This window comes from Chitinispirillales bacterium ANBcel5 (assembly GCA_029688955.1).
Taxonomy (GTDB): Bacteria; Fibrobacterota; Chitinivibrionia; order Chitinivibrionales; family Chitinispirillaceae; genus Cellulosispirillum; species Cellulosispirillum alkaliphilum.
Map to the genome: position 1 here is coordinate 1 of JARUKZ010000103.1, position 1,422 is coordinate 1,422.

At 39.3% G+C, this 1,422-nt stretch carries 1 protein-coding gene; it reads left to right on the plus strand.

Translation table 11 applies throughout. The annotated features are described in order from the left end of the window. Positions 1–490: RHS repeat-associated core domain-containing protein (locus tag QA601_18890; protein ID MDG5817168.1), on the plus strand; the 490-nt coding region annotated here is incomplete at its 5' end. Between the last annotated feature and the right edge of the window lie 932 nt (positions 491–1,422).

The window sequence follows — 1,422 nt, forward strand, 5'->3', positions numbered from 1 at the left end:
GTACTATGACAGTGATATCGGACGGTGGGTAAGTACGGATCCGATGGAGCAGTATTTCGATTTATATCTTTATGGTGGAAGCAATCCGATAAATAGGTTTGACCCCGATGGCAATCAAGATGAACATTTCCAAATGGCGATTTCTATGCCACGGTCTCTTGGTGGCCTAATAAGCTGGTTAACCCCTAAGCATGAACAGGATGCTATTATGGATTTTGGTGAAAAGGCTATGTTAGGAAGTGTGGCTGTTTCTGGAACAGCTTTAGCTGCTCCCGTTGCTCTAAAGGCGGCTCCTGTTGTGGCTGTAACATGCAAAACACTAGTTCTTAGTCACCCTGTGGCTGTTACATCTACTGCTAGTACCGCAATAGATGTAGCAGATGCTGTTTTGGGTGTACCAGATGCATCAGATCAAGGACTTACAGGGTTTAAGCAGGTTTTTACTGGAGTAGCTCAATTTTTTCAATACATTTTTTCTGGTAAAGATTAATGTTCAAATTTAAACCTTACTTATTTGGCTTTATTATAACAATAGCCATATTTTTATTTTATGGTTTAACAGGGTACAGAAAGGGTTTTGGTTTTGTTAGTGAACCTATGAATGCTAAACAGTTGTTTGAGTTTTTTTTATGTCATATAAGTTATGTGATATTTGGTTTTTTTCTTGGTACATTTCTTTTGGGCTATATTTTTAAACAGATATTTTCAAAAAAACATTACGATAAATAAACTAATTGGTGCCCACACCGGCCGCCTTTTGTTTTAGCAATTAGCTGTTAGCAGTAAAAAGAAGACAATAAGGCTGTAATGCTGTAAGAAGGATAATGCTATCATATTCCTATAGCTGAGATTGTTTTAATTGTCATCATATAGTTTCCCAAATTATTGATCATACAATTTTCACCCTTCCATCATACCCCGATGAATCGGGACTTGATTATTATACAAATTGTACCAGCTTTCCCAAATTAAATCTGCTCATTGGAGAACCTTTTGCATCATACTCCCGTTCTCTCGGATTATCGTCATAACCTGATAAAAGAGTAAAGGCCGCAGGTTTTCCCGCAGCCTCTTTTGTTTTCCCTAACAGCCGTCCAGAAATCTCCGGTGCCTTACTCCTCAAACAAACAAAGTAGCCCGTGCGCTCTGGGCCGTTCGGGTTAATCATCCAAAAACCCTCACTTTTACATAATGTGCAATTATACGCCGCCGGGCAGGCGGGCTTAAAAGATTAACCGTCATCGTATAATTAACATTATGCAAACCCCAGCGCCCGGGAATGGGAGATAGTTAAGCTATTAGCTGTTAGCTATTAGCTTTTAGCAGAAAAAAAGAGAGAGAAATAAAGCTGTAAGAAGGATAATGCAATCATATTCCTCCCAGCTAATTGCTAACAGCTAACCGCTAACAGCTCCATCCACC